Source organism: Nocardiopsis sp. TSRI0078 (genome assembly GCF_001905145.1).
Taxonomy (GTDB): Bacteria; Actinomycetota; Actinomycetes; order Streptosporangiales; family Streptosporangiaceae; genus Nocardiopsis.
In genome coordinates, this window is the sequence record NZ_LWLB01000023.1 from 257,818 (window position 1) to 283,815 (window position 25,998).

At 69.1% G+C, this 25,998-nt stretch carries 15 protein-coding genes; 7 read left to right on the forward strand and 8 right to left on the reverse strand.

Annotated elements, in window-relative coordinates:
* The first annotated feature begins 184 nt into the window (after positions 1-184).
* From A6A08_RS15505 to A6A08_RS15520, 5 genes are read left to right on the forward strand one after another with little or no spacing between them, the layout of a single operon-like run.
* Positions 185-658, forward strand: a complete 474-nt coding sequence (locus A6A08_RS15505; protein ID WP_073703305.1) for a helix-turn-helix domain-containing protein — start codon at positions 185-187, stop codon at positions 656-658.
* Positions 659-707: 49 nt separating this feature from the next.
* Positions 708-1,964, forward strand: coding sequence for a hypothetical protein (locus A6A08_RS15510; protein ID WP_073703306.1), 1,257 nt, complete (start codon positions 708-710; stop codon positions 1,962-1,964).
* Complete coding sequence (locus A6A08_RS28010) at positions 1,961-2,125, forward strand: hypothetical protein (RefSeq protein WP_158069283.1); 165 nt, start codon at positions 1,961-1,963, stop codon at positions 2,123-2,125. Before A6A08_RS15510 ends, A6A08_RS28010 begins: the two co-directional genes overlap by 4 nt.
* The gene (locus A6A08_RS28260; RefSeq protein ID WP_199866943.1) at positions 2,122-2,688 is read left to right on the forward strand and encodes a hypothetical protein; all 567 of its coding nucleotides are present in this window, start codon (positions 2,122-2,124) and stop codon (positions 2,686-2,688) included. The genes A6A08_RS28010 and A6A08_RS28260 overlap by 4 nt, the downstream gene beginning before the upstream one ends.
* Complete coding sequence (locus tag A6A08_RS15520; protein WP_073703307.1) at positions 2,685-4,682, forward strand: ATP-binding protein; 1,998 nt, start codon at positions 2,685-2,687, stop codon at positions 4,680-4,682. Before A6A08_RS28260 ends, A6A08_RS15520 begins: the two co-directional genes overlap by 4 nt.
* Positions 4,683-4,795: 113 nt before the next feature.
* Here A6A08_RS15520 and A6A08_RS15525 read toward each other — a convergent pair whose 3' ends face one another.
* The 3 genes from A6A08_RS15525 to A6A08_RS15535 all read right to left on the reverse strand — a co-directional run bounded on the left by A6A08_RS15525 (position 4,796) and on the right by A6A08_RS15535 (position 7,191).
* Entirely contained in the window at positions 4,796-5,986 is a 1,191-nt protein-coding gene (locus A6A08_RS15525) for a Shedu immune nuclease family protein (protein WP_073703308.1), read from the reverse strand.
* Between the two features lie 182 nt (positions 5,987-6,168).
* A complete protein-coding gene (locus tag A6A08_RS15530) occupies positions 6,169-6,519 on the reverse strand; it encodes a hypothetical protein (RefSeq protein WP_073703309.1) in 351 nt (116 codons plus the stop codon).
* A 108-nt stretch (positions 6,520-6,627) separates the two neighbouring features.
* A complete protein-coding gene (locus A6A08_RS15535; protein ID WP_073703310.1) occupies positions 6,628-7,191 on the reverse strand; it encodes an ATP-binding protein in 564 nt (187 codons plus the stop codon).
* A gap of 225 nt (positions 7,192-7,416) precedes the next feature.
* Between A6A08_RS15535 and A6A08_RS15540 the strand changes: the two genes are divergently transcribed.
* Together A6A08_RS15540 and A6A08_RS15545 are read left to right on the forward strand one after the other, a co-directional pair.
* Positions 7,417-8,277, forward strand: coding sequence for a helix-turn-helix transcriptional regulator (locus A6A08_RS15540; protein WP_073703311.1), 861 nt, complete (start codon positions 7,417-7,419; stop codon positions 8,275-8,277).
* Positions 8,274-8,453, forward strand: a complete 180-nt coding sequence (locus tag A6A08_RS15545; protein WP_073703312.1) for a DUF397 domain-containing protein — start codon at positions 8,274-8,276, stop codon at positions 8,451-8,453. The genes A6A08_RS15540 and A6A08_RS15545 overlap by 4 nt, the downstream gene beginning before the upstream one ends.
* Positions 8,454-8,533: 80 nt before the next feature.
* Here the strand turns inward: A6A08_RS15545 and A6A08_RS15550 are convergent, their stop codons facing one another.
* The 5 genes from A6A08_RS15550 to A6A08_RS15570 form a co-directional block, all read right to left on the reverse strand.
* Positions 8,534-9,070 carry a hypothetical protein gene (locus A6A08_RS15550; protein WP_242422646.1) on the reverse strand — a complete coding sequence of 179 codons (537 nt, stop codon included), beginning with the start codon at positions 9,068-9,070 and terminating at the stop codon, positions 8,534-8,536.
* Positions 9,071-9,146: 76 nt separating this feature from the next.
* Complete coding sequence (locus tag A6A08_RS15555) at positions 9,147-11,525, reverse strand: UvrD-helicase domain-containing protein (RefSeq protein ID WP_073703314.1); 2,379 nt, start codon at positions 11,523-11,525, stop codon at positions 9,147-9,149.
* A 4-nt stretch (positions 11,526-11,529) separates the two neighbouring features.
* A complete protein-coding gene (locus A6A08_RS15560) occupies positions 11,530-18,123 on the reverse strand; it encodes a DEAD/DEAH box helicase (RefSeq protein WP_143181773.1) in 6,594 nt (2,197 codons plus the stop codon).
* Entirely contained in the window at positions 18,120-23,078 is a 4,959-nt protein-coding gene (locus tag A6A08_RS15565; protein WP_073703316.1) for an Eco57I restriction-modification methylase domain-containing protein, read from the reverse strand. Before A6A08_RS15565 ends, A6A08_RS15560 begins: the two co-directional genes overlap by 4 nt.
* A 2-nt stretch (positions 23,079-23,080) precedes the next feature.
* On the reverse strand, positions 23,081-25,909 hold the full coding sequence (locus A6A08_RS15570) for a DEAD/DEAH box helicase (RefSeq protein ID WP_242422649.1): 2,829 nt from the start codon (positions 25,907-25,909) through the stop codon (positions 23,081-23,083).
* Between the last annotated feature and the right edge of the window lie 89 nt (positions 25,910-25,998).

The window sequence follows — 25,998 nt, forward strand, 5'->3', positions numbered from 1 at the left end:
GTCACCCTCCGCGAGGAGCGCGACACCCGAACGCCTTGGGACACATGGCCGCGACCGTAGCCGCACGCACCACGCCGGTGGAGGACACCGGCCCGTGCCACGCGGGTGCACCGGAATTCGTCCGGGACCACCCGAGCTGTCCGCCCAGCGGCCGCCTGAGCCGCCAGCAGCTGAGACGGATTCCATGAACAGCGACCTCAACCCAGCCCCTTCCCCCACCCGCGACGACGAACACCTCCGAAGGCTGGTCCGCCAGCCGACGGGCGAGCTCCAACAGCGGGCCACCGCCTCCGTCGCCTGCCGCGGTATGGACACGAACGTCTTCTTCCCCGAACACGGTGTGCCGGACGGACTCGCCCTGGCCCGCTGCCGGAGTTGTCATGCCAGGCTCGTCTGTCTGGCCCTGGCCCTGCGGTACGAGACCTCGGCGCCGCGCCACGGATGGTCCGGAGGTCTGGGCCCCCAGGAACGAAGCGCGATCGCGGCCCGTCTCGGCCTCGGGGCGACGGCTCCGGAGGAGTACCCGGACCCCGGCCCCGGGGACCGTGCTCTGCGCGCCGTTCGCCTACGCGCGCAGGGGTGGACGGTGGCACAGATCGCGACCGAACTCGGAGTGGACAAGCGCACGGTGTATCGCGACTTCCGGCAGGTCGCCTGACCGGCTCCCCGGATTCGGCACAGCGCACACGAGAAGAACGGACGATTCTGTGAGAACGGACGAGGCGGTCAGCAAGCTGGTCAGCTCGCTGCCTCCCGAGGATTCCGGGTCCCGTACCCAGGACAAGTTCCGGTGGCAGGCCCGCATGGCGGCACGCGACGTACTGGCGCTGATCCTGCTGGACGCGGAGGACCGCGACCAGGGCATCACCCCGAAAGAACGCGGGCTGGTCTGCGAACGCTGGGAGGACTGGCTGGTGTTCGGCGGTGCGGCTGTCGAGTTCGTCTCGGCCAAGCACCTGGACGCCGACCAGGGCCCCTGGCGGATGTCCACCATCTTCGACGACGGGGGGATCGCCCACCTGTACCGCACGCACCGGCTGATGGGCGGCCTGCCACACTGCCGCCTGGTCAGTAACGCGGCGCTGGTCAGCGAGGCCTCCACCCGGGCGCTGAAGAACATGTGCCTGGTCTCCGACGAGGCCAGCGGCACGCCGGCGCGGAAGCTCGACCAAAAGGAGGTTGCCGCCCTGGAGCACACGGTCGCCCGCCACCTCATGACACACGCCAAGAAGGCCGGACTGGCCGGAGAGGATCTCGACGGCCTGGCCGCCCAGGTCAACCGATGCCGCCCCGGCCCCGGGCTCCTGGCCAAGGTCGGCCCGTTCCTGCGCGGTCTGAGCCTGGACCTGGAACTCCCCCCGCGTCGCCTGATCCGCTCGACGGGTCCCGAGCGGTACGTGCGTCCGGTCCTGGAACGCCTCGGTTACCCCGGCGAGCGGGCACGGGAGGCGTGGGAGCACGTCACCCGGATGGTCTCGGAACGCATGGAGGCCGACGGCCCCGCGAGGGGAGGGGGCCTCGCCGACCTGGTGCACCGGTGGCGCCGGGGCGAACACCACCGGACCCCCGACGAGGAACGGCGGCGCATCACCTCGGAGCAGGCACGTATCGCCATCGAGCGTGTCACCACCCGTCCCCGCAGTTATGCACTGCCTTCGCTCGGCAAGCCCTACTCCAGCAAGCTGGAGGTGAAGCTCGCCGTGGGCGGGTGCCGCCCGAACGCGGTACGCAACGCCAAGGACAAGTTGGACCTGTGGCGGGACACGCGCGACAACGAGCTCGATGACGCACCCGGCAACCACGCCCGACTGGAGATGTTCACCCAGGAGCTGCAGACCCGGCTCGACGATCTCGACGATGAACTACCGGAAGCGCCGGGCGACGGAAGTGAACGCGGTCGCCTCCTGTGGCGGCGGGCCACCCAGATCCCCCTGGCGACCTACCTCAACCCCCGTTCGAGGTGAACCGGTCCCTGCTCATCGGGGCGGCGGCCGACATCACCGACGAGTGCAGGTTCTGGCTGAGCGAGCCCTTCGACGCCCTGGCGGTGTTGGAGCGGGCCAACGCGCAGAGCGACACCGACGGCGATGAGGGCCCCCAGGACACGGAACAGGAGCATATGTGACATCCCCACCCCCCGTACGTCCCCATCCCGACATCCTCAGAACGGACCGTGACTACCACGAGGTCCGTGTCCTGCTGCTCATCGTGTCGGTCTCCGAACACCGCCCCGGCCCGGGCCACATCGACGGCCTCACCCAGTTGGCCAAACTCGACTTCCTCGTACGTCATCCCCGCTTCGCCGCGCTCGCTCTGGAGGAGGTCGGGGAAGAGGACCCGCGTCTGCACCTGAACGCACCTGACGCGCGCGCCGTCGATTCCCCCGGCATTCGGCACCGCTACGGCCCCTGGGACGAGCGCTACTACACGGTGGTCGGTGCCCTGGTCGGCCGCGGGCTCATCCGTCTCGGGGAAGGAGGCCGAAGCCGGTTCACGCTCACCCCCGCACCGGCCGGCAGCCGTCTCGCACGAGCCGCCGCTGCGTCCCCTCCGTGGCGACCGGTGGCCGACCGCTGCGCGGCTGTCGCCGAAGCCGCTGGAAGGCTCAGCGGCCACCGGCTCACCCAGTTGATTCTCACCCGCCTGCCGCGGACCCGCCGCGATGACCTTCGGGAGCCGATCAGGTGAGTTCCTTCTTCCGCATCAACGCGCTGGTTCTCAGGACGGACACCGACCCGGCGGACCGACGGGACTTCAAACCCGGGCTGAACATCTTCACCGGCCCGCCCGGAGCGGGCAAGAGCACCATGCTCGAACTGATCAGGTTCGGTCTGGGCGGCACCGCGCAGAAGACCCCGGTGGTGGAGCAGCACGTCCACGGGGTGTCCGTGGAGATCCAGACCCACAGGCGTGAGCTGCGCCTGTCCCGCGAGGTCGCGACACCCGGCACGGTCTCGGTGTACGACCTCGACGTCCAGACCCATGAGGGCGAGTTCCCGGTGCGCGCCCAGGGGGACGGACAGCCCACGATCGGTGCGAAGCTCATGGAGTGGCTGGAACTCCCCGCCGACGCCGAGGTGCTCGTCAACGGCCGCCCCCGGACACTGGGGTTCCAGCACCTGTGGGAGTTCATCCACATCCCGCAGCCGGAGATCGACCGCAGTATCGCCCGACACGACGTCTCCTCGCTCAGCAAGCAGCGCAAGCGCCTCTTCGAGCTGCTGTTCGGCATCTACGATCCGGAACTCCAGGCGCTCGACCAGGCGATCAGCGAGATCCGCAAACGGCACAAGGAGGCCGTGCTCAGGCAGGAGGCGGTCACCTCCTTCCTGGACTCCTCCCCCGTCCGGGCGCGCGCTGACCTCCAACACGACCTCACACGGTCCCGCCGTCGCCGTGACCACCTCTCCTCGGAACTCGAACAGCTGCGGTCACGCACAGGTGCACACTCCGATCGCGTGGTGGCGCTACGCGGCCTGCTGTCAGTGAGCCGGACCAACACCGACGAACTGCGGGAGGCGCGCGAACGGCTCGAACGCGTGCAGAGGCGCCGCCGGGCACGGCTGGACCGCCTGGAAGCGGAGCTGGTCCGTGTGCAGCGTGTACGCAGTGCCGGACACCTGCTGCACGGCATCGAGTTCTCCACCTGCCCGCGCTGTATGCAGGACCTTCCGGAACGGCGAACCGACGATGACGACTGCCACCTGTGCCGTCAGCCTCTCCCCGACTCGGCTGAGCAGACCCGCCGATCCTCTGAGCGCGGTGGCGCGGAACAGGACCGGCTACCGCTCGTCGTGGAGGGCGAGGCCAGCGCTCAGGAGGAGCAGCTCGCCGCGGAGAGTGAGGAGGTCAGGCAGTTGATCGACCAGGGGAAACGCGAACTCGCGGTACTCGACGGGCACCGGGAGGAGGTCGAGGAGGAGGTCGTGGCACTGCGCCAGGAGATCGACGACATGGTCACGACCACGGCCTCACCACGCGCCGACGAACTGGCGTCCACCACCAAGGCCCTGGCGCAGGCCGACGCGGACGTGAGCCGGGCGGAGGAGGCACTCCGGCTGTGGGGACGGGTGGACACCTTCGCGGCTTCGGCGGAGGTCCTCGAAGAGCGGGTCAGCGAGTCCGAGGAGGAATGGCGTCAGCGAAACCTCCGTGCCCAGGCGACGTCCTGGCGGTTGTTCGAGGACCTGAGCCAGTCCTACGACGGACTACTCCATGCCTTTGGGACACCGAACGTCGACCGGGGACGGATCAGCCCTGAGGACTACCTGCCCTATATCGACGACAAGAGGTTCGACCACGTCAACATCAGCGGTGGCAACCGGGTGCCGTTCATCGTCGGATACTGGCTGACGCTCCTCACGATGGCGCTGCGCAACCCCAACTACCGCGTGCCCAGCTGCCTGATCCTGGACACGCCGCAGAAATCGCTCGGGGCGCGCCAGGAACTCAGCAAGCGTATGTACGACCGCATCCAGAGCATCGCCGACGAGAACAGGGATCGCTTGCAGATCTTCCTCATCGACACCGATCTTCCCGACGGTTTCACACCGTCGGAGGAGCCGGAGAAGGTCACCTACACCCGTCCGGCCATCGCTTCGATCCGCCACCCGGGCGCGGCGCGGGTTCGCACGCTGGAGGGTGAGATCCCGCCGGACGGCTCGGGGGCCGGCGCCGGGTAGGCCGCTCTTCGCCGGGCGTGCGACGGGTACAGGTCGCGCGCCGGTGGCCGCTCTCGCGGAGCAGCGGCCACCGGCGTGTGAAGGCGGGCAGGCCCGGGCCTACCGACTACCGTTCACGCGTCGGAGAGGCGGAGCGCGCCTCGGGTGAAGTCCACCGCGTGTTCGGCGCTGTCGATGAGCTCCTGGTAGGTGACCACATCGATGCGGCTGAGGTGGCTGTTGTAGACCCGCAGGGTCTCGTGGACCGCACGCGGGTCCTCCTCGGTGTGGTGCGGGTGACCGATGACCACCGTGGCCTGGCAGCGCCGGACGTCGATCCCCCACTTCTCCCGGATCTCCTCGCGCCGCTCGTCGAGTGACACGAAGTAGTTCATGATCTGTTCGACCGCGCGGTGCACCTCCGCGCTCGGGATCAACCGTCCCCGTTGGTGGGTCACCACCTTGGTGTTGGCCCGTTTGATCTCGACGACGTGGAGTACGCCGTCCGGCCGCAGCAGCGGAAGGTCGATCTCCGTGCTGGGAGCGAGGAGGCGGCGCGTCGCGAAGTCGACGAACCGGCCGCCGAAGATCCACGGGTTCTTCTCCAGTGCCCTTTGCAGGTCGGCCTCGACCGCGTGGGGGTTGAGGGCCGTACTGCGCAGCAGGGCGAGTGCGTCGCGGCGGCGCTGCACCTCGATCCCGTCGAAGACGGCGTGCGAGTCGGCTTCGCGAGCGAGTCCGCTGATCCCCTCCGATCCGTCCGTTCCCGTTTCGGCCACGACGGTGATGTGCTTGTCCAGGAGTTCACCGAACCTGTGGGCGATCTCCGCTCTGCCCCGGGGCACCTGGTAGTGGCCGGGGCGACCCGGTTCCGGAAACATGCGCTGGGCACCAGCGTGGAGCTGTTCCAAGTAGGCGACGACGTCGTCCCCGGACACCCGCCTGAGGTCGTCGAAGTTCTCCCGGATCTGCACTGCGGCGAACTGGAGCCCCAAGGACAGGACCCTCTGCGCGGACTGGAGCTCCCGCTCCAGAGAACCTCCGTACAGCTCGTACTCGGCTTCGAGGCGGTTCCTGTTCACCGTGTTGAGCGCGTATCCGATGGCGTCCGTGAGCCGTTGACTCGTCGCCTCATCTCTCTCCTTCACCGCGTTGGCCTGCACGAACTCCAGGAGCTCCACCAAGTCGCGGTTTCCACGGAAGGGAGACCAGTGCCCCATCTGGTTCTTCGCGTCATCGATGAGCCTTTCCGTCTTCCCTGAACAGCCCAGTTCGACGATCTTGTCCAGGAGCTTGTACAGCGTCCGGTCCGCCCTGACCCTCATATCCCGGCTTCCCCGCCCTCGTAGTGCGATCGCTGGGTCAGGAATAGCAGCGGACGGTGACAGAATCCGTACGGCGCGGAGGAGCGCGACCGTGCCGGGTGCGTGAAAGGGTTACGGGCTCTGGGGCCCGAATTGTGGCGGGCGACCGCCTTCCCGGAGCGGCCGCCCGTCGGGGTGCAGGTTCAGCAGACGAGGACGGGAGCCGGGTCCAGGAGCAGAAGCAGTTCCCCCGGTTCGCGAGCCTCGGTCAGGCCGGCGGGCGAGGCCACCCAATAGGACAGCGTGCTCTCACCCCACCAGATGAGCAGGTGCGGGTTGTGCCGCTGGAGGGTGGCGGCGCGGGCGTGCTCGCGCTGATATTCGGAGCGCTGGCCGCCCAGGCGGGGCAGGCGTGCCGCGCGGCGCTGCCGGCAGGAGGGGTGCTCGCACGCCGGGCAGAACGGGCCCACCAGGGGGCGACGCCGGGGCAGCGGCGGGAGCGGACGGTACAGCGGGTCGCTGGAGGGCCGGGGCGCAGGGATAGGATGCGTCACTGATCCTGCTTTCTGAACATGTGGAAGTGTGCGGATTTCGGGATTGTCGGGGCCCGGGAAGCGTTGCCGCGCTTTCCTGGGCCCTTCTGCGTGCAGCGGTGTTGACGGCTACGCGGTGGTGTTCCACAGGCTGCCGGTCAGGTCGTAGGCCAGGAAGAACCACACCTGCCGGTAGTCGCAGATGCCGTTGTCACCCCAGGAGGTGGCGAAGGCGTCGACCATGGCCAGCCCACGCCCGGACTCGGCCGACAGGGCCGACCCGTTCGGGTCGGCGGTCAGGTGGGAGCGCTGGCCGAGAACGGCCTTCCTCTCGTCACGCGCCCCCTGGTCGCGGCAGGTCAGGCTCAGGCCGTCGCGGTGGCGCCGGCAGGTGAGGGTGTAGACCCCGAAGGGCTGGCCCGAGCGGGAGTGCCGGAGCGCGTTGTTGGCGAGTTCGCTGCCCAGGAGGGTGAACAGGTAGCGGTAGTCGACGTCGCGTTCGGCGGCGCAGGTGTCCAGGAACGCGCGCACCAGCGGGATGTACTGGGCCGAGCCGCCGAAGTCGTAGCGGCGGACACGATAGTGGGCACGGTCGGCCCGGCCGGTGAAGTAGTGGCGGCACCGAGGCGGAACCAGCTCACCGAGCGGGACGGTCACCTCGGGCAGACCGGTCAGGGGTGCGGTTGCGGGCATGACGAACAGACTCCTTGCGCGTGTGGAGCGGAACGGGGGTTCGGTGTGCCCGCAGGTGTGAGACCTTCGCGTTTCCCGATCAGCGGGAAGGGGCACGACGTAGCCTGACCAGTAGAGACTCTGTGTAGCAATCCGGTCACTGGCCACATCTTCAAGCTAGTAGTGAATCTCACTCACGTCAACATCGAGATAGGAGATTCACCAGGAAAGAACTACACTGTCACCATGCAGCGTCCTCACAGCCCCACCCTCCGCCGCCGACGCTTGTCCGCCGAGCTCAAGCGCGCCCGTAGCAACGCGAACCTGACCACCACTCAAGTGGTGAAGTCGCTCAAGTGGGCCACTGGCAAGCTGAGCAAGATTGAAACCGCCGAGACGCAGACGATCAAGGCCGACGATCTCGACAAGATGTTGGACCTGTACGAGATCAACGATCCGGCGAAGCGCGAAGCTCTGCACGCGCTGGCCAGGGATGCCAAAGTCCGAGGGTGGTGGTCAAATTACAAGGAGGTGTTCGGGCCTCAGTCGCTCCCGGACTTCGAAGCGGAGGCATCCGCCATCCGTACCTTCGAGTCCTCCGTGATTCCCGGGCTGCTACAGACGCCCGAGTACGCCATGGCTGTGTTTGAAGGCGGCCGGTATACCGGCGCCGAAGAGATCGAACGTCGCACTCAAGCACGTATGGAACGCCGGGAGATCTTGACCCGCTTCAACCCGGCCAAGTTCCGTGTGGTCCTTGATGAGGCGGCGCTACGTCGCTTCATGGGCGGCCGTGAGATCATGGCTGAGCAGATGCGCCACCTGCTCTACATGGCCAAACTCCCCAACGTCGACCTTCAGGTCCTACCGTTTGCTGCTGGATCACATGCAGCGCTTGTTGCTCCCTTCAGCATCTTGGAGTTCCCAGATCCGTTGGACCTGCCCATCGTGTTCGTGGACACCGCCACAGACGGCCTTTTCTTGGAGGAACCGGAAGAGGTCGAGCAGCATACTGTTACCTACAGCGATGTCCAGGGTTCAGCGCTGAGCACCGCACAGTCAGCAAGGTTCATCACTGACGTCCTGAAATCCCTAGAGAGCAAATGATGATCAACGATCTGGTGTTCCGGAAGAGCAGCTACAGCGGCCAGAGCCAGAACTGCGTCGAGGTCGCCGACCTGCCCTGTGGCGCGGCCGTCCGGGACTCCAAGAACCCGGCCAGGGGCCACCTCCCCTTCCCCGCCGCCGAGTGGGACGCCTTCCTCGCCATCGCCCGCAGCTGACCTCCTCAGCCCCCACACCCCACAAGGCCTGAAAACCCAAGAGCCCCGGCTTCGCTCCGAAGCCGGGGCCGTGCTCGTCGCTACCGGCCTGAGACGGCCAGGCGCACCTTCTCCACGTACTCCGGCACGAGGTCCTCAGGAGCACCAGCGGCCTTGTTGATCTCTTGTGTGAGGAGATCCGCGTCCGCCGCGCTGAGCTGGAGCAGCGGCCGACGCAGCCGGACCGCCCACGCGCCGGGGCGCGTGTCCGGGAACGCCTCCATCCGGGGCACGAGCGGAACCAGCTCCACACCGGTCCGGTACGGGCTGAGCGCCTCCATCCGAAGCCCGCAACCGCGGGTGAAGTCCCGCCCGGCTATGGTCACCGGCTCGTCGTAGGCGCGGACGGGCGAGGTGACCTTGGCCAGGCCGATCACCCTCGTCCGGTCCCGCGTGGGGTTGTGCCAGCAGCCCCGCGTCGTGAGCAGGAGGAGCCGGTCACCGACCTTGAGCCGCTCCACCTCCGCCCGCCGCGTCGCGGGAAAGGCCATCCGCGAGGTGCGCAGGACCCATGCCACGGCCTCTCGTTCACTGAGGATCAGCAGGTAGGTGTTGGCGGGTTCGGGTTCGGTGTGCATGTCCGGGCTCATATCCGGTCCAGGATCCCACAGGGGCGGGAGGGGCGCGGGCACGCCGCCCCTTCCTCGCCCTCGGTCACAGCAGCGCGCCCGGGGGTTTGAACAGGCCCCCGTCCTCGAAACCGTCGCCCTCGGCCTCCGCCGCACGCACGGCCTTCTTGGGCAGCAACGGACTGGGGTCGCCGTGCCAGGACACCAGCAGCGAGTCCCTCGCACGGGTGGCGGCCACGAACAGCAGGGAACGCGTCTTCTGGGTCTCCAACCGGTACCTCGGTGCGTCGTTGGCGCGCAGGCGCTCCAGGCCGGTTCGCGGCACCAATCCCTCACTCACCGCGCCGATGGCCATGTGCTGGTACTCCAGCCCCTTGAAGCGGTGCAGGGTCCCCACGTGCACGGCCTCCTCGTACCCCGGAGGGGGCCCGTCCTTGCCGAGGGCCGCCGCGCGGACCCCGGCCCTGACCAGGGCCTGCTGTACCTCGTTCACCTCGTTACCGGTCGGTACCGCGATGGCCACCGAGGCGGCCCGGCCGTCCCGCTCCACCTGTTCCTGGGCCCAGGCGGCCAGGGCGTCGCGTTCGGCCGCCCAGGTGGGTGAACCGCTGAACCCGGGCCGGGGACCGCGCAGCACCGACCGGTAGCCGTCCAGGGTGTCGGTGCCCTCGTCCAGGTCGTCCCAGGTCTCGTCGCCGAGCAGCCCGAGAGCGGAGCCCAGGATCTCACGGGTGGTGCGGTAGCTGAGGGTCAGCCGGGCCGAGCGCCCCCGGATCTCGATGCCCAGGGCCCCGAGGGACACCCGGTTGTCGTAGATGCGCTGGTGGGTGTCGCCGACCAGGAAGATGTCGTTGTCGGTGCGGTCCACCATGGCCCGCAGCAGGGTCCAGTGGGCCGAGCTGAGGTCCTGGGCCTCGTCCACGACGATGTGCCGGTACCGGAACCGCAGGTTCATGGACGACTGGTCCCGGTGGTGCAGCATCGGGCCGCCCTGCGCCTCGCGGCGGCGGTTGGTCTCGATCTTGGCTGCCCGGTCCCCCTCCACCTGGGCGGCGGCCTCGGCGATCTGCCGGTAGCTCCACACACCGCGTTCCTCCAGGCGCATGGTGAAGCGCTCCACCAACTGCCAGATCTCCGCGCGCTGGGCCCGGCTGATGCGCTGCCCGCGCCCGGCCCGGCGGGCCCGGAAGTACTCACCCCGGGAACGCAGGCTCTGGCCGAGGATGACCTGGTTCCACTCGTCGTTGAGGAACTCGGCGCTCCAGCGCTGTTCACCGACCTCGGTGAGCATGCTCCGCCACTCGCGCAGCACCTGGTTGTCGTTGATGGGCGTCCGTCCCCGGCCGCCCTGCCCGCTCTCGGTGACGATCCGGGACACCAGGCGGTCGATGTTGACGATGTCGACCCGGTCGGCCACCTCCTGACCGGCCAGGTCGAGCAGGCGGCGGCGCAGGTCCGCGGCGAGGTTGGTGTTGTAGGTGGTCAGCAGGACGGCCTTGGACCGGCCGGGCGGAAGCTGCTCCACCAGGTGCTTGACCCGGTGCAGGGCGACGATGGTCTTGCCCGTGCCGGGGCCGCCGGTGACCCGGGCGGGGCCCCGGTAGTGACGCCTGACGAGCTTCTCCTGGGCGGGGTGCAGGAACACCTTCCAGGCGGCGAAGTCGTCGTCCAGCACCTCGCGCAGGTCGGTGTCGGAGGTGGTGACGCGGGTGGAGGTCCGGGCCAGGGCCGCCGGGTAGTCGGTGGTGTCGACGGGCTCCTCGGCGGCGACCGGACCGGTGATCTCGGCCATCACCTGGTCGAAGCCCTTGCCGTCGGCGAGGGCCAGGAGCACGTCCTCGGTGTGGCCCGGCGCACCGTAGACCAACTCCAGCAACTGGCTGTCGGAGGTCACGGCCAGGGCGTCGTCGATGAGTCCCTCGGCCACACCCAGCTCGCGCAGCTGCTCGGCGGTGTGGTCGGCGAAGAGCGGAGCCGCCGCCTTCCCGACTCCGGACTCGTCGGCCCCGGAGGACTCCTCGGGCTCGGAACCGGGTGCGGGGACCTCCTCGGCCGCGGGAGCGGGGGCGGGTTCCGGAACGGCCGGGTGCGCGGGCGGCGCCTCCTCGGTCACCTCCCGGGACTCGACGATGCCGAAGATCTCCAGGGCGCCGGTGACCGCGTTGACCTCGTAGCGGAACCGGTCCAGGTGGTCGTAGACGTGGTTGCGGTGGCGGACCCCGACGAGGATGTAGTCGCTGTCGCCCACGTGGAAGAGCAGCGCGCGGTAGTCGGCGTTCACCCGCGCCGAGTACAGCCGGTCGTGGCCTTCGAGGGCCTTGAACCTCAGGCCGGTGAGCTTGGGGTTCTCCCGGAACTTGTACTGGAAGTCGTAGAGCGCCCCCTTCACGTTCTGGGGGAGTTTGCGGATCTGCTTGTCGGCCTTGTCCAGCAGCCGCAGTGTGGTCCTGCCCTGCACGCTCATCCCTTCACCGCTGTCGTCGTGTCGTCGTCACGGCCGCCGCCGGGGGCCGGTCGGCGCTGGAGGCCAGTATGCTCAGCAGCTCCGGCAGCTCCCATCCGGTGGCCTCCCTGGCCCGCCATCCCTGCTCGGCGAAGGCGGCGTCACCGCGTTCGCGCTCCTCGGCGCCGACCAGATCGGCGGGCAGCACCACGGCCACCCGCTGTTCGACCCAGGCCAGCTCCGCGGGCCACAGTCCGCCGTCCAGTTCGTAACCGACCTCGGGGAGGGGGGCACCGGCGCGCGCCAGGCCTTCGGCGAGCGCGCGCAGGCCGGGGGCGTCGGTGTCCACCAGGTCGAGCGTCTCCTCCCACTCCGGGATGAGGTTCTCCTGGTCGCCGTGGAGACTCTCGGGAGTGGCCACGACGAGCCCGGGGGTCTGCCCGGGAAGGGTCCGGTCCAGGCGTGCGCTGACGAGGGTGTCGCCGAACAGCTCCTCGCGCTCGGCCTCGTCGAGGGGGCGTCGGGCGATGCTCTCATCGAGGCTGTCCCCGCCCAGCGCCCTCAGGACGACGGCGTCGAAGGAGTCCAGTTCCGTCAGGGCGATCTGGGCCCCGTCACCCTGCTGCGCCGGCAGGAACTGGACGAGGTTGCCCCAGTACAGCCAGGCCTTCCAGCGGCGCTTGTGGGCTTCGGTGTCGGCCGCGACCGTCTTCTCGCGGTCGTCGAGGACGGTGAGGCCGGTGACGGATTTGGTGGCCTTGCTGAGCAGCGCCACCACCTGGCAGCCCGCGTCGTCGCGGCCCCGCATCACCAGGCACTCACCGCCGGAGGCGGGCGGGGGCAGGGGTTCCCCCCGCAGCAGGGAGGTCATGTGCGGAGCCAGTGCCACGCCCGTGCCGTTGGTCTTCTCCGTTTTCCGCGCCCCGGCGATCCCGGCGACGGCCGCGGCGGCGCGCCCGCCCCAGACCCTCTGGTCGGGATCGGTGAGGTAGGCGAGAAGGGTCCGGGCGGGGCTGGTCCACACCAGGTTCTCCAGCTCCTTGGGGTCGCCCTTGCCGAACATCTGCTGGGCGGCCATCCGGCCCTTGGGACCGTAGGGCCGCCACACCGGGTCGTGGAAGGTCTTCTTCTCCTCCAGGAAGTCGATGTCGTCCCAGGTGAGCTGGAAGACGGTGATGCCGTGGGCGCGCAGCCGGGCGCGTTTCGCGGCGTCGCCGGCGATCCGGTTCCTGCTCGGGGAGGCGTGGTAGCGGTAGCCGTCCAGGTAGACGGCGACCTGTTGCCCCTCGGAGTCCAGGCGGCGGAACACCACGTCGGGGCGGGTGCCCCCGATGGTGTTCTGCAGGACGACCTCCCAGCTGATGACGCCGTGCTCGGGGGTGTCCAGGCGCAGGACCGCCTTCTTGCGGCCGCGTTCCTGCCCCTCCCGGCGGAAGGAGCGGGAGGACCCGCCCTGTGCGGCCCAGCGCTCCAGGGCCCCGAGGAAACGCCCTTCGAGCTCGCTCTCGACCTGGTCCCACAGCGAGATGAGGCCGGTGTGGGCGACCGTGGCGGTGCGCCAGTCATCGAGCAGGTCGTCGAGCATCTCCTGGGCCGTGTTCCGGTCGGCGAAGGGGAACTCCTGATCCCTGACGTGGGCGAGCAGGCAGCGGTGGCAGGCCGCGCGGCCGCCGACGCTGTCCCCGCACCCGCACTCGCGGAGGGCCTCGCGGGCGTTGGTGAGGACCTTGTGGATGCCCTCGGCACCCGACGAACGCAGGTTGAGGTAGCCGCTGCCGCCGGGCAGGGTGTCGTAGACGACCAGGTAGCGGCGCTGGTGGCCGGTCTGGCTGTCGGGCATCGTGGCCACGACGGCGTCCAGGTGGTCCAGGGCGCCGCCGTAGACGCGGGCGAACCCGGCCATGAGGGCGGCCTTGAAACTCACCATGCGTTCGACTGTGTGCACGGTGGCCACAGGCAACAGGATGCGCAGCGCCTCGGTGCGCAGGGTGTGCGCCAGGATCAGCGGCACGTGGTCGACGGCGTCGCCGCGCCGCTGCGGGCACCAGGGGCGGTGGTAGCTGCGGCTGGAGTCGTAGCGGCTGCCGAGCAGGTCGCTGACGGCCTCCTTGGGTTCGCCGGGGGTGGCGCCCCCGCACGAGCGGCAGACGTGGAAGGGGTTGACGTCGACCTGTTCCCCGGCGAAGGAGATCCTGCCCGCGTCGGTACCCCTGGCGCGCTGTCGGCCGAGGTTGAAGTGGCGCACGGTCGCGGCGCGGGTGAACTCCACGCCGAAGGCCTGCTTGTGGTGGCGCCAGGCCCCGCTCTCGATCCGGTCCTGGGGGATGTCCACGGTGGTGGTGGTCTCGTAGAACTCGCGGCGGCGGTCGTCGTGGTCGTCGCGGATCAGCGCGTCGTCGCGCCGGTCGCGGGCGTGGACCCGGGTGGGTTCCAGGACCTGGTGGAGGCAGCTGCGGTCACCGATGAAGGTGTTGCCGCACCGGGGGCAGGGAGAGGTGTCGGTCTCGGCCTCGGAGGTGCGTACGAACCCGCAGCCGGGGCATATCCGCCAGGGGTGGAAGGCCTGCCGGTTGCGGGAGCCGATGTCCAGGCCGTCCACGGTGTGCTGGAAACCGCGGACGTAGTAGTGGTTGCCGGGGGCGAACTCGGTGAGGGCGACCCGTGCGGGCCGGGTGTACTCGCGCACCTCGGAGCGGTGGACGCGGTCGCCGTCGGGGCCCTCCTCGTCCCAGACGAGGGTGGCCTCCAGCTCGGTGGCGGTGTCGATGAGCGAGTAGTTGGGCAGCACCCCGTACTCGACGAGGGCGCCGTGGGCGCTGGTGCGGCCGATCTCGCCGATACGCCTCTGCACGGCGAACCGCTCGGCCCTCAGGGCGCGTTTGCGCTGCTTCTGCTCGGGGTCGGTGTCGAGCAGGTCGTCGATGGTCCGGCCGACGTTGGCCACGCGTTCGCGCAGTTCGTCGAGGCGTTCGGCCCAGGCCAGTTCGACCGCCTCGATCTTGTCCCCGACACCCCTCTGGGCGAAGTCGCGCAGCTGGGCGGCGGCGTCGTCGTCCACGCCCTGGCCCGCGCCGGTGAACAGGGCGAGGAAGTCCTCGACCAGGCGGGGACCGTGGGCCTGCGCGGAGGGGACGAATCCGCGCAGCCAGCCCAGGTCGCCGAACAGGTCGGCGGCGCGGCGGGGCAGCGCGGACACCCCGGGCAGGTGGCCGCGGGCGGCCAGGTCGAGCAGGTGGGCGACGTACTGGCGGCGCAGGATCTCCACCGCCGAGGGGAAGCTGCCCGGGGGTTCGATCCGCCCGGCGATCATGTCGCGGGGTTCCTGCAGGTAGTAGCGCTCGCGCGCGCGGCGGCCCACCAGGGTGAGCAGGAGCGCGTTGCCCGAGCGGCGGCCGGCGCGGCCCGCGCGCTGCACGTAGTTGGCGGGGCCGTGCGGCAGGGAGCCGAGGATGACGGCGGACAGGTCGCCGATGTCGATGCCGAGTTCGAGGGTGGGGGTGGCGGACAGGACGTTGGGGTCGGTGTAGCGGGCACCCCTGGTGAAGGCCTCCTCGACGCGTTCGCGCTGGGCCCGGGTGAGCTGGCCGGTGTGCTCAGCGGTGGTGACACGGAACGGCTGGGTCCTTCCGTACAGCCGACGGTAGTAGTCGTTGCGGAAGCGCACGTCCTCGTCGAGGCCGAGGGCGCCCGAGCACCGGTAGCGGGGGCAGCGGGCCCCCTCCCAGTCGGGTTGGTCGTCGGTGTGGACGGTCTGGCGCCAGTGGCACACCGGGCAGATCAGTCCGGCCTTGGTCACCTCGTCATCGGCGATGCGGCTGACCTGGATGTGTCCGGGAGTGAGCCCGTAGACGCGGGTGGCGTTGTCCTGGGTGGCGAAGCGGCTGACGACGCCCTCGTCGTGGAGCAGGTCCAGCAGGCGGCCCAGGTAGCGGGTGGCGGCGTCGGCGGGCATCCCCAGGCACCGGGTCGTCCAGTCCTGGTACCAGGTGCCCTTGCCCGCGATGGAGTCGAACTCGCTGCCGTTCTTGGCACGGTCCAGCAGGAAGCGCGGGGCGGGCAGGGCAGCGCCGCCCCGGGGTTTGGGGAAGGCGGGCATGCCGTCGGGGCGCTTGCCCCAGATGGCGCCGTAGCGGCTGGTGCCCGCGTTGTGGATCCACTTCTGGAGCCAGTGGTGGCTGATGCCGCCGCGCGTGCGGATGCGTTCGAGGAGGCCGCGCAGGTAGCCGCGGAAGACCCGGAGGTCGGGCAGGCCGGTGAGGGCCTCGCTGCTGTGCCGGAGCAGGTCGCGGGCCAGGGCGGCGGTCCGGTCGGGGTCGTCCAGGCGGACGCGGGCGACGGCGGTGCGGGTGAGTTCCAGGGTCCGGCCCTGGCGGGAGCGCAGGCCCAGTTCCAGGACGGCGGTGAAGGCGAGGCGTTCGCCGACCATCGTCCACTGCCGGACGGTGCCGGTGCTCTCCCCGGCCAGGAGTTCGTCGATGCCCTTCTGGTCGTGCAGGTCGGGCGGGACCACGCAGGCCAGGTAGGCGGGGTCCTCGGCGCGTCTGACGGTGTCGGCGATGAGGTCGTTGAGGTCCTTGGGGGTGCCGTCGTCCTCAAGGGAGGAGGTGAGCAGGGAGCGGGCGGAGAAGGTGTAGGAGCGGTTGGAGACGAATCCGGCCCGGTGGGCGGCGTCCTGCACCGAGTCGCTGAAAACGAGGGTCTTGGGTTTGTCTCCGTCGTGGGTGAGCTGGCCGCCGGTGAACAGCTCGGTGACGGCGACCGAGGCCAGGGCGGCCAGCCCTGAGCCGAGGAAGCGGGTGCCCTGGTCGGCGTCGCAGACCGGGCAGCGGTCGTTCTCGGCCGCGCGGAAGGCCTCGCTGTCGTGGCGCAGGTCGGCGTGGACGAACACCCCGTCGAGTTCGCCCGCGTCGTAGGCGGCGATGTCCCGGGGACCGACCGGGCGCACGTGCGTACCGGAGGAGTTGAGCACGAGCACGGCGTGGTCGGAGGTGCTCTCCATGGCCTCCTTGAGGGTGGCGTGCATGAACGGGCGCAGACGCCGCTTCTCGGTGACCGCGGTGCGGTAGACCTTCTCCGGTGCGCTGATCAGGTCGTGGGGGGTGGACTCGGGGGATACCGCGGCCCAGCCGGAGCGCCCGCAGTGGCGGCAGTAGACCGCCGGGAGGTGGGACCGGCCCAGGGTACCGGTGGTGGTGTGACCGTCCTGGGAGGGCGGGCTCTGTCCGTGCCAGGTGAAGGCGGCCCGGTCGGAGACGGCGCGCAGCAGCTGGGAGATCGCGCGGACCCACAGGTGGGCCTCCACGGTCACCAGCGGCTGTTGCCTCTGGTCCTCGGGCACGTCGGGGTCGCGGGCGGTGGACAGCAGCGCCACGTAGCGGGACAGCGCCTCGGCGGTGAGTTCGGGGCTGCTGCGCAGGGTCCGTCCCCACTCGTAGGCGCCGTTCTTGGGCAGGTGTTCGAGGATCTCGTCCTGGGAGCGCACCGAGCCGTCGAGGATCTCCAGGATCGCCTTGGTGAGGATGTGGCCGCGCAGAACCCGACCCAGTTCCCTGGGGGTGAGGTCGTCCCGTCCGGTGAAGGCCGCCATGATCGGGCCCATCCGGTCCGGGTCGCCGTGCGGGGCGGGCAGGTTGGCGACGCGGACGGGGTTGGGAACCGGCAGCTCGTATTCGAGCCCGCCCATGAACTCGTCGATGGACAGCCGGTCCTCGCCCACCACCGCGTCGGGGCCGAACTCGGTGGCGAAGACGATCGCGGCCACCTCGCGGATGGCGGCGCCGGACCCGTCGCCGCCGTCGTCCTGGCCGAGGGTGGCGCTGGTGGCCACCGGGCAGATGCCGCCCAGGGGGCGGCCGGGGCGTGCCTGGCCGGTGGCGGCGGACAGGCGGCGCAGCAGCATGGCCACGTCGGTGCCCTGGGCGCCGTCGTAGGTGTGGAACTCGTCGACCACCACGTACGTGAGCTCCGAGCCCTGCCACAGGGGCAGGTCGTCCTCGCGCTGGAGCAGCAGGTCCAGCATCTTGTAGTTGGTGATGAGGATGTCCGGGCGCAGGCGGCGGATCTCCCCCCGGGAGGTGGCCACCCGGTCGTAGCCGGTGGCGGGGGTGTCACCGATGTACAGGCCCGCGGTGACCTGGGACAGGGCGGGGTCGGCGAGGTAGTCGTCGAGACGACCGGCCTGGTCGGTGGCCAGGGCGTTCATCGGGTACAGCAGGATCGCCTTGACGCCCTGCCCGCCCTCGGCGCGGGCGCGGCGGCAGTGGTCCAGGACCGGGACGAGGAAGGACTCGGTCTTGCCGGAGCCGGTCCCGGTGGTGATGAGGGTGGGTTCGGGGGACGTGTCCAGGGAGGACAGCCGCTCGAAGGCCCTGGCCTGGTGCAGGAAGGGCCTGAACCCGGCCGGGTACCACTCCAGGTGCCGCTGCCACCCGTCGCCGGACCTGCGGAAGGGCGTGCGCACGCGCAGGTAGGGGCCGCGGAAGATGCCCTGGTCCGGGTCGTTGAAGAAGGACTCCAGACCTTCGCGGACGGGTTCGTCGGCGAGGGCGAAGGTGGTGGACAGGTACTGGGTGATGTTCCGGCGCACCTCGGCTGCGGCGAGGGTGGGCTGCATGCTCATGCCTTCCCGGGCGCGGACTCAGACCTGGGCGTCGGGTCGGTCCAGGTTCCGTCGCGCCTGGCGCGTTCGACTATCTCGGTGAAGTGGGCGTGGGCCTGGTAGTACTCCCGCTCACGGTCGGCCTCGTGGAAGGGCGCGGAGTAGCCCTCCGGGGGCGTGTTCGTGGGGTCTTCCGGGTCCAGGAACTTCTGGAGGTGGAGGTAGTCCTCCTTGGTCTGCCCGTAGCCGTAGGTGTTGTGGTTCTTCGCGATCTTGCGGCCGTTCGCGTCGAACCACGTCTCGGCCTCGTAGTCATGCAGGACGGGAAAGCGGGAGCGGTAGACGACGGCGAGCTGGTCAGCGGTGATCCCGAGCCACACCGAGACGAGGGCGTCGAGTTCGACCAGGGCCGCGCGGCGCTCGCGCTCGGTGCGCAGGGGTGAGGCGTACTCCCACTCGGGGCCGACCTCCCCCAGAGGAGCGAGGTCCTCCCAGTCCACGGCCCAGGCCTGCTCCCGCCAGGAGTCGTCGTAGAGCTCCGACCACAGGGGCGCGTAGGCGTTGGCGAGGCAGTTCAGGCGCATGGTACGCACGAGGAGAGCGGTTTCGAGGGGATGCCCAGGAGTGGGTGCAGGCATCTTGGGAGCCTCGCCCTGCTGCAAGTCAGCCCTACCAGTGATGCGCAACAGGTAGTCCAAGGGCAGTGAAGCCCAGAACCCCGCGTTCAGCACGGTGGTCCGGTTGTCCTTGACCCACATCGAGTGGACCGCATTGACATGGGCGGGCCCCGGTGGGATCAGCGCCGCAAACAGGCTTCGCTCGTTGGCCAGGGGGATCATGCGCCGCCATGCCAAACGGAAGTACTCGGTGTAACGCTTTCCGTTCCACACGTCCTGAGCGGCCAGGTACTCGTCCACGTCACAAGCACGCTCATAGTTGGTCACGGGAACCGCGTCTTCAGGCAGGGCCCGAAGATCCCACGCTGACCAGTCCTTGTTGCTCTTACAAGGAATATTTGGCTTCTTGCTGAAGAGATTTCCCTGCGAAAAATGAGGACCCTGGATGATGGCATCTCTGAGGCGCGATGGCTGCACCGTCCCCCAAGAAATCAAACCATCCCTTTTCGCCCCCATTTCATGGTAACCACTAGAAATCAGTGGACCATCGCCCCCAAGACGCACGACAGACCTCGAAAACGCATCGATAGCACCTGCCTCAGCATTGCTCACGGGATACAACAATGGAACAGAAAGCAAATCTTCTTGACCAGTCAACTTCCCCCACCGGAGCAACACACTCTTGTCCACATGCACTAGTCGCTCACGATGCGGGCGAACATCCCAGGTGCCGTCGTGCTTTACACCTGGAATATCACCAGCTCCATCATGCCCAAGAGAACCAAGGAAGGTTTCCGCACCATAGAGGAAGCTCGCGGAAACAAACTTAGGATCTGCAGAATGGGCATAGATATTTACGGAAAAATAGGTCTGATTATGAACATCGGAAAAAAGCCTTCTCTCATTAGAGAAGTGCAAGTGAAATTTCATCCTCCGATAAGCGGCACCCCTCAGGGAGGCTTCTCTAATTCCAGACATATGGGAAACAGGGTGAATAAGGCCGACCACACCGATAGAACTCTCGTTCAGCCAGGTGCGACACATGAAGGCCCGATAAAGATCGGACTGCGTTCCAACCAAAATAGGATACGTCGAAACATCAGACAGGAAATCACTGAGGCCCGAAACAGAAGCAAGCTCCTCAAGGAAGTAGTCACAGCTGCTTTCCGATTGGAGTTGAGAATTCTTCCTTTTCTTCTTTATTTCAACAGACGAACGCTCAACGAGCTTAAACCAAGGATCGTCTTCCGCGAGCACAGAGTCCTCATCCCAAGTGGGCCGCACCCACGGCGGGTTCCCCACCTGGATGTCGAAACCACCCCGGTTCTTGAACAGGTGGGCGAACTGGAGTTCCCAGTGGAAGAAACCGTGCCGCTTGGCCAGCTTCTCCACCATCCCCAGCCAGGGGAACTTTTCCGCCAGCCGGTACGGCTCGGTCATCCCCATGAACCCGGACAGGAGCTTCTCCTGCTGATCGAGTTCGGCGAGCGTGTCGATCTTCCCGCCGAACAGGGAGTCGTCGGGGATGTCGTGCGCGCCCAGCAGGGACTCGGCGAAAGTGAGCCACGCCTCCAGGTCAGCCAGGCTCACGCTGTCCCGCTGCTTGGCCTGGGAACCCGCGCCCGCGACGGTGACCTGCGAGGAACGATCCAGCCCCTTGTACATCTCGTCGCTGCCGTCCAGCAGCCCGGCCTCCTGGACCGGCCAGAACCACAGCGCGCACCAGGCGTCCATGACCGTCTTCAGCCGCCAGTACGGCGTGCCCGTCTTCTTGAGCCGCTCCAGCACCTGCTCACGCGGGATGGCGTCCTGGGGCTGGTCGATCCAGTCGGCGCCGTAGACGTCGATCCGGCGGCTGATCTCCCTCTCGGAGAGCTCCAGCCTGCGGATAACCCACTGCCACAGGTACTCGGCCCGCCGGGACAGCGCCTGCAACCGCTTGAACTGCGTGCCCTTGGCCTTGCTGTCCTTGGGCCGCTTGCGCATCGCCTTGCGCCAGGCATTCAGCCTCGCCGTCTCGTCCGGGGCCAGGCTCCTGGCCTCCTTCTCCGAGGCCACGCTTCCCCACCCCTGGGCGGGCAGCAACCAGTGGTGGATGTACCCCTCGGGAATCTCCCCGTCCCGGAAGGGCACCTCCTTCGGGGCGCTCTTGAGCCACTCCCCCTTCTGCACCTCCCCCGGGGAGTAGAGCCGCCGCCCTGCCCCCACCAGCGAGTTGCCGCGCTGCAGGTGCAGACCGAACCACGGGTCCTGCAGACCCGGGTACATCACGTTGAGCCACAGCGACACCTCCGCCAGCTCCACGGCGGTCTCGTTGAGGTCCACCCCGTAGGAGCGGTGCAGCGCGATGTAGGTCTTGACCTTCTGCAGCTCCTTGGCGTACCGCTCCGGGTCCAGCTCCTCGCCGCGCTCGGCCAGGGCCCGTTTCAGGTACTCGGCGGCGATCTGGTTGATCGCCTCGTTGAGGAAGGCCCCCGAGCCCAGGGCTGGCTCGCAGACGGTCCACTCCAGCAGCTCACGCGCCGGGGTGGTGCGCCCGTCCTGGTCCAGCCGCTCGCGCAGGGTCAGTTGCACGGTCAGGCGGGTCAGCGACTCGGGGGTGTAGTAGGAGGCGCTGGTCTCCCGGTCGCGTCCGGCCAGGCGGTACACGAACGCCCCCGGCCGGTACACCACCCGCTCGTCGGTGGGCTTGCCGTACTCGTCGGGGACCTTCACCCACACGTCGTCGGGGTAGTCGTCGACCTTGGAGTGCGGCACCAGCCACGACCCGTCCTTGGGATCGCCGTTCTTGGCCGCCTCGTACAGGGTCTCCTCGGCGATCCGGCCGGTGTAGGACATCAGCCCCTCGTAGACCGCCCCCAGCTGGTTGATGCCGAGCTGGGCGTAGGAGATGAACCCGCCGCGCCCCTTCTTGCTGCCCCGGGACAGCATGAGCATGCGCAGCACCCTGTGCAGCGCCTCGTTGCGCAGCCGGGTGTCCAGGAGGCGCACCTCCCCCTCGTCGGGGTCGTCCTGCGGGTGCGGCAGGGACATACCGATGAGACTGGTGCGCTCGGGGTCGAACAGGTCGGCCTTGAGCGGCTCGAAGCGCAGCCCCTCCCCCTCCGACAGTCCGGCGGCCTCGTCCTCGTCCAGCACGTACCCGCGCGGGTTGTGTCCCTTGTTGACCATGCGGAACAGCAGGTCCAGCGACTCGTACAGGTGGGTGCTGCGCCGGGCCTCCTCACCCAGCAGGTCGTCGACCACCAGGTCGCCCAGACGGGCCAGGCTGTACCCGCGTACGTACGCCTCGTCCTTGGCGGGCACCACGCCCAGCTCCGGGCGGGCCTCGGCGTAGAGCAGGAACAGGATCCGGTACAGGTAGCGCAGCGACTGGCGGGCCAGCTCCTCGGCGAAGTCCCGACCGGTGCGGGTGTCGACCTTGTGGGGGTCGACCCCCTGTTCGCGCAGTCGGACGAGTACCTCGTTGGCGATGATCTCCACCGACCGCTGCAGACCCTGGCGCAGCTCCTTGGAGACGCCGACCGCGTGCTGGTGGGAGGACTCCACCAGCTGGGCGAGCGCGTCCCCGCTGCCGTCCTGCGAGGGCAGCAGCGACTCCGCGCCCAGCAGCGCGGCGATGGTGCCCAGTTCGTCGGTGTCGTTGCGGCCCAGGGCGGTGTCCAGGCTCACGCCCAGGTAACGCCCCTCTCCCCACACCGTGCGGTCGGCCAGGACCGCCACTCCCCCGGCCAGGACCAGCACGTAGCGCAGTCCCTCCTCCCGGGCGAAGAGCCACGACACCAGCTTGGTGGCCGCCTCGACGCGTTCGCGGCCGCCCAGCTCCACGGGGTCCAGGAGCCGTCCGGCGCCGTCGGCGTCCATGGCGGCGTCGACGTCGGGGGCCCAGCCGCACTCGATGGCGGCGACGGTGGGCTCGTGCAGGGCGAGGTGGACACCGACGGTGTCCTCGCCGTGCTCGAAGTGGGAGACGACGGGCTCGTCCTTGGGGGTGTACCCCAGGGCGGTGAGCAGCTCACGGTGCAGCCCGTGCAGGCGTTCGCGGTAGGCGTCGGCCTCGCCCGGGCGCGTTCCCGCACCCTCCCGGACCCGTTCGACGTGGTCGGCGAAGGCGGGACGATCGTCGAAGTAGCGCGAGCGGAGCCTGCGCAGTCCGGCGCGCGGGGTGACCGTCCGCAGGCGCCGTTCCTCCTCACCGGCCCTCTCGTTCTGCTTGGCGACGGCGACGCGTTTGGTCTCGGCGGCCTCCCGCTCCCCCCACTCCTTGAAAACGCCCTTCCTCAGGGTCTTGGGCAGGACCTCGGCGAGGTAGTGGTCGGAGAAGTACTCGCCCCGGTTGACCAGGGAGTCGTAACCCATGCTCAGTTTCCACCCTTCACCACGGCCAGGACACGCAGCAGGGGTTCCCCGGCGGTCCGCATCTGCTCCATCAACCTGCGCTGCTGCTCGGCGGTGTCACGCACCTCGTCACTCTTCCCGCCGCCCTGCGTGACCTGGGCCAGCCCCTCCAGGGCGAGCTGTTCCCACTTCTGGACGCGCTGTCGAGGTTCCTCCAGGTCCGCCTCGATCCCGGCGGTGTAGGCGTCCTTGCGTTCCTCCAGGTGGACCGCGGCGGCCCGGACCGCGTCGGGGACGAGCCGCTGGAGGTCGGCCAGGTCACCGCCCTGGCCCGTGTTGACCATGTCGGGGCCGACCCCCGCGCGTTCCAGGACCTCGAACATGTCCTCCACCCGCGGGGTGTCGGGCAGCCCGGTGACCGCCATCCACTCCACGACGGTGGGCTGGCCGAGCGCGTTGGAGTAGGTGCCCTGGACCAGGAAGACGGGGGCGTCGACCCGCCCGTGTAGGACGGGGGCCTGGCCGCGGGGCATCCGCACCTGGATCTTGTCGACCAGCCACTCCACGAGCGGGTGCAGGTCGGTGACATATCCGGTGTCGGGCCAGGTGGTCTTGGTGGCGCGGGCCTCGTCGAGCCTGTTCTGCGCGTGCTCGCGGTCGAAGGTCACCCGCAGGCGCTCCCTCACCCCGTGGGTGCGCAGGTAGTCGGCGGGCAGGGCCTTGAGGCGCTGCCTGAGGTCGGCGGGCGGGGCGAAGGCGACGATCCTGTCGTCACCGTCCAGGTCGATCCCCTCACCCACGGTGTGCAGGGCGGTACGTACGAACTGCTCGGTGGAGTCGAACAGGCGTGGGACGGGGGCGGTCTCCGGCGGGTCCGCATCGTCGTCGACGCCGAAGTCCCCGAAGAACACCTCCCCCGCCCAGACGTCGTCCTGGTCCTCCTGCCGGGACCTGTCGATGGACTCCTCGACGGTGCGCTCCTCCAGCAGGTCCAGGACGAGGCGGTCCTCCTCCTTCTGGGCGCTGTACAGACCGGACTCGGCCTCGGCCGTGCCCAGCCGCTGGTGTACCTCGGCCTCCTTGTCGAGGAGCTTCTCGGCGACGGTGGTGTCGTCCTTGGCCCCGTCGGTGGCGGAGGTGAGGATGAGCGCGCGGAACTGCGGCTGGTGTTCCTGCCCGTAGCGGTCGATGCGACCGTTGCGCTGTTCGATGCGGATCAGGGACCAGGGCAGGTCGTAGTGGACGATGTGGTGACACTGGCGGTGCAGGTTGACGCCCTCGGAGGCCACGTCGCCGGTGACCAGGACCCGGACTCTGCTGTCGGACAGGGCGAAGTCGCTGATGACGCGGTGCTGTTCGGTGTCGGACATGCCGCCGTGCATCAGGGCGACCTGGTCGGGCTTGAGGCCGAGCTGTGCGGGCAGGGCCTGGTGCAGCCACTCCAGGGTGGGCACGGACTCGGAGAAGACCACGGCGCGGGTGGGGCTCTTCGCGCCCACGCCGATCTCCGTGAGCTGGTCCACCAACCCCCGGAACTTGGCGGAGGTGGTGGTATCGATCTTCTCGGCCAGGGCCCTGAGGGTGGTCAGGGCGGCGAGCTCGCGCTGGTCCGCCGGGGCGGTGCCGGTTCCGGCCTGCCGGGCGTGCTTGCGTTCCAGTGTCCTGATCCGGTTCCCGGCGGTGGTGGCCAGGGCCCGGTGCGAGGACAGGAAGGCCTTGAGGAGGGTGTAGGGGAACAGCCGCCGTTCCCGGCCCACGACCGGTCCGCCCTCGCGGGTCTCACCGGCCAGCCACACCTGGGCGAACTCGGCGAACACCGCCTCCTCCGCGGGGGTGGCGTGTACCCGTACCGGGACCGACGGGCCGCGGTCGGGCCACTGGTCGCCCATCTCCGCCCGCACCTCGGGGTGCACCTTGGTGCGCCGGATGTAGAGGTGCTCGATCTCCTGGGCGGTGTAGGAGCCGGGGTCGGCGATCGCGGCGGGGTCGAGCAGGTTGACCAGCTGGGCGAAGGACCGGGAGTCACCGTTGTGCGGGGTGGCCGAGGCCAGCATCAGGGCGTCGGTCTGCCGGGAGAGCAGCCGGGCGAGCTTGTTGCGCAGGTTGCCCTCGTTGATGAGGTTGTGCGACTCGTCGATGACGACGGCGTCCCAGTACATGTTGCGCAGGTGTTGGCCGTACTTGCCCTGGTTCTTGAGGGTGTCGATGGAGATGATGGCCCGTTTGAAGTACAGGAACGGGTTGCGTCCGGCGGGGATGTCGCGCTGGATGCGTTCCAGGCCCACCGAGTCCAGGCGCACCAGCGGGATCGCGAAACGCGTCCACAGCTCCTGCTGGAACTGCTCCAGTACCTGCTGGGGTGTGACGACGAGGATGCGCTCGCCGCGGCCCCGGCGGATGAGCTCGGCCAGCAGCAGGCCGATCTCCAGGGTCTTTCCCAGGCCGACGACGTCGGCAATGAGCACGCGGGGACGCAGGGCCCGCAAAGCCAGTTCGGCGGGGCGCTGCTGGTAGACCTTCTCGTCCAGCAGGAACGTGCCGGTCATCGCCAGGCGGCGCTCGGACTGCGGTAGCGGGGTGCGGCGCAGGACCGACTCCAGGTACAGGCGGCTGTCGGCGTACCCGGAGGAGAGGTCGTGGACCAGCGTGGTCTCCTCCGGGCGCAGGGGCACCACCGTGTCGATACCGGTGAAGAAGACCGCGTCCTCGCCACGCACGAACTCCGAGACCCCCACCACCCGGAGCTGGTATCCGTCGTGCTCGGAGCCGGTGTGGGTGCAGGTCCGCACCATCCACTCGGCGTCGCGCACCACCACACGCGCCCCGGGGGCGTACGGGCTGGCCTCTGTCACGCCTTCCGCCAAGGAACGGCCCTCGCTCTCCACAGTGTTCCCCGGTGTGTTCCACCGGTGTGCTCTTGTCAGGTCTCACGCGTTGCCGC

Coding starts and splice junctions, on each gene's coding strand:
- A6A08_RS15505 (WP_073703305.1), top strand. CDS start 185: ATGAACAGCGACCTCAACCCAGCCCCTTCCCCCACCCGCGACGACGAA.
- A6A08_RS15525 (WP_073703308.1), bottom strand. CDS start 5,986: ATGAGGGTCAGGGCGGACCGGACGCTGTACAAGCTCCTGGACAAGATC.
- A6A08_RS15535 (WP_073703310.1), bottom strand. CDS start 7,191: ATGCCCGCAACCGCACCCCTGACCGGTCTGCCCGAGGTGACCGTCCCG.
- A6A08_RS15540 (WP_073703311.1), top strand. CDS start 7,417: ATGCAGCGTCCTCACAGCCCCACCCTCCGCCGCCGACGCTTGTCCGCC.
- A6A08_RS15545 (WP_073703312.1), top strand. CDS start 8,274: ATGATGATCAACGATCTGGTGTTCCGGAAGAGCAGCTACAGCGGCCAG.
- A6A08_RS15550 (WP_242422646.1), bottom strand. CDS start 9,070: ATGCACACCGAACCCGAACCCGCCAACACCTACCTGCTGATCCTCAGT.
- A6A08_RS15555 (WP_073703314.1), bottom strand. CDS start 11,525: ATGAGCGTGCAGGGCAGGACCACACTGCGGCTGCTGGACAAGGCCGAC.
- A6A08_RS15560 (WP_143181773.1), bottom strand. CDS start 18,123: ATGAGCATGCAGCCCACCCTCGCCGCAGCCGAGGTGCGCCGGAACATC.
- A6A08_RS15565 (WP_073703316.1), bottom strand. CDS start 23,078: ATGGGTTACGACTCCCTGGTCAACCGGGGCGAGTACTTCTCCGACCAC.